Below are 3,102 nucleotides of genomic sequence, written 5' to 3'. Positions count from 1 at the left end.
CTCGCCGCTGCGATGCTGGCACTCCGCCGCCAGGACTAAGCAGCTACCCTAACTACCGGACTTCGTTCCGGTCCTTGCCGCACTTTCCTTTTATCGAACGCTACCCCACACAGCGACAGGACTGGAGGCACTACACTCCTGTTCCGTCAACAGTAGCTCATTCAGCTGATCGAGACGATCGCCACGCCACTGGCCTCAAGCAGCGACGGCCTTGACGAGGAGTCCCACGAGATCTTGAATGTCGCGCCGGACGCTCCCGATGACGTCGTCACGGCGGTCGCGCGTCGGAAAGCCGCAAACGTGCATCCTAACCGAGATAACGGCGATCGGGAAGAGTACATCCGGATTCAGAAGGCGAAAGAGGGGATGCTTGAGAGTTGAAATAGCAAAAACCGATTCGAGTCGAAATTCCTCACGCCATTACCTGTGGCAACACATTAATATAATTAAAAGAAGGATGAACAGGCTAAGTGACAAAACAGTACGATCGACTTGCTGACTGCCCGCGGACGGCCATCAACGTTGGCGACTTGAATCTCGACGAGCGTCGATCGCTCCGGAAGATCAAGGTCCGTCGGACGAGTGACCAGAGCCAACCAGCAGGAAGCGGGTCTTTCACGACGGTGTACTATCTTTCTGGCGACGAGCAGGCAGCTGCGAACGTATTTGTCGAGGAAAACAGAACTGTACTGGAAGGGATCGACTTTTCGGAACGTGACCCTGTCCAGTCATCTGTCCCACGTGACGTGTACGATTGGATTCTTCACTATCTGGGTGAGCGAGAGTTGCAAAAGTACGACACCGTCGTCTACGAGCGACGACGATCAGAGACACATTGGCTGATCGATCGCGAGCACTTCGAGACATACCCGAATCGCCGCTACTCGATCGGCGAAGAGTACAGTGCTCGTTGTGACGAAATCTCTCCCAGACGTCTTTACGAATCCTTTGGTGACGAAATCCGAGAATCGGGGCTTCGATCGTTTGATCCAATAACAGGTAACGTTCGCTATATTCTCGATCTATATCGTGTGGCGAGCGAGTTTGTCTGCGACCCCATCACTGTCGATGGTGAGATGGCGATTCGGAAACGAGAGCGCTGAACTAATCAGTAACCGTCCAGGGGTAGTGTCTTGAAAACACCATTCGCACCGGCAAAAACAGGCCCTACCCGGTTTCTGCGGTGCGCTATGGTGAACCCCCCAAACCCCTCGGGGGATAGGGTGCGAATCACCCTGTGCATACCCGTACGGATGTCGAACTGATTAATATTTTGGTTATTATGAATATCCAAACTTTCGTTACATAATCACATAACTGGTCTGGAACTCAACCCTGTCTGTCGGTTGTTGGCCCGAGTTCCGTTCTGTGTATCGCACCTATCAATACACAAGACTTATACCGAGAGGCTAATGAAGTCTGAATACCCCTACCCGGAAGGTCGAGCTGGTCGACGTCGATGCAAGTTGATCGGTTGCCGATCGGTTGCCTCCGGTGAATCGCGCCGAAACTAACACGAAATACAATAATAACACAACAATAAATGACAAGCGAACCAAACTATCGCGAAAAGGGACGTGCAGTGTTCCTGGCCGCACTTATGGTGCTGTCCGTTGTTGCCATGTCCGCAGCGTTTGCGGGATCGGCAGCGGCAGCACCCAACCAAGTTACCGATGCCACCATCCAAGATGACACCATCATCTTCGGTGGCGACAATGATGATGTGGTACAGACTCAAGATGTAGAAATTATGGTCGACGCTGACGATGCCGAAGAAAACCTGACCATTGATGCTAGTGAAACCTACGACGCAAATGCTAGCATTACTTCCATTTCGGCTTCAGACATTGGTAGCCTAGACAGCGTAGACACCAGTCACTTTGAGGACGGCGACGAAGTGTTCAATGTCACCGTTAATGCTAGCGGTGTGACCTCTTCGCAGACCTTCACCCTCAGCCTTGACGTTGACACCGATGGTGCCGAAACCACACGAGCGGTCACGCACACCGTGGAAGATGAGGATGGAAACTCTGTCACGGATGACTACCGCCTCATCGAGCGCGGTACGTTCACTGTCAACGAAGATACTGACGTCGACGGCGAAGTAGCAGCCTTCGCAGGCGAAGTTGGTACCTTCAACGCCACTGAGCAGAAGGTCGTCCGGATCTACTCCGATTCCGACCACGAGAACCGCGTTGCCCGCTTCAACACCGAACCAGGCAGTGCAGCAAACTACAACACGGGCAATCTCGGACCCGGTGAGTACTACGTTACGTTCGATAACACCTCCTCGAGCGCGGACCGCGTCTTCCTCGAGCTCCTGGACCTCGAACTCGAGGCTGACGCACCAGAAGAGTCCTTCGGTGACCTCGACGTCGACGTGAGCGCAACCAGTGATGCGTACGGTGACTCGGTCACCGCAACGCTGCTCGACCAAGACGGCGAGGAAGTCGACGATGTTGACCCTGTCACGGGAGAACTTGATGGTGAAGGTGAAGCCGAACTGACCTTCGCTGCTGACGACATCGACGAAGGTACGTACACTGTCGAAGTCGAACACGACGACACGGGCATTACCGCAACGACTGACGAAGTCGTTGTCTCTGACGCACCCGACGAAGACATCGAATTCGATCAGTCGGCCTTCGAAGAGAAACTCGGTAACAACGCTCACATCACCGTCAATATCGAGAACTACGACGACCCTGCCTACGTCCAGATCGGTGACGAGGACGAGTCCGGCTACGAAGTCCTCCTCAAAATCGAGGACAACAGTGACAGCGACAATGTCACGATCGTGATGGACACCTCCGAAGCAGGTAACGAGACGGCCGGAAACACCGCATACAGCACGCTCGACGATGACGACGACCTGGAAGTCATCAACGCCTCGGGCGCTACTGTCGAGCCACCGCTCGCAGCGATCGACTACGAACTGAGTGTCTTCACCGAACTTGATGGCAACGTCGCCAACACGGACACTGAGCAGGACACCGCACTGCTCGTGCTCGAAGACCGTGACGCCATCACTGAGGACGCACTCGCAACCTGGACAATCCCAGCAGATGACGCAGATGGTCTCGCCGTCGACGACCTCGAGTC

The 3,102-nt window shown here is 54.4% G+C and carries 1 protein-coding gene; it reads left to right on the top strand.

Annotated elements, in window-relative coordinates; all coding sequences use genetic code 11:
* Window positions 1-1,543: 1,543 nt before the first annotated feature.
* On the top strand, window positions 1,544-3,102 hold a 1,559-nt coding region (locus AC6I6L_RS20640; protein WP_497919663.1), incomplete at its 3' end, for a DUF7827 domain-containing protein.

Source organism: Halosolutus sp. DAT137, assembly GCF_059736405.1.
Note: the sequence above shows the minus strand (reverse complement) of the source record. Positions and strands in the feature narration are given on the sequence as shown.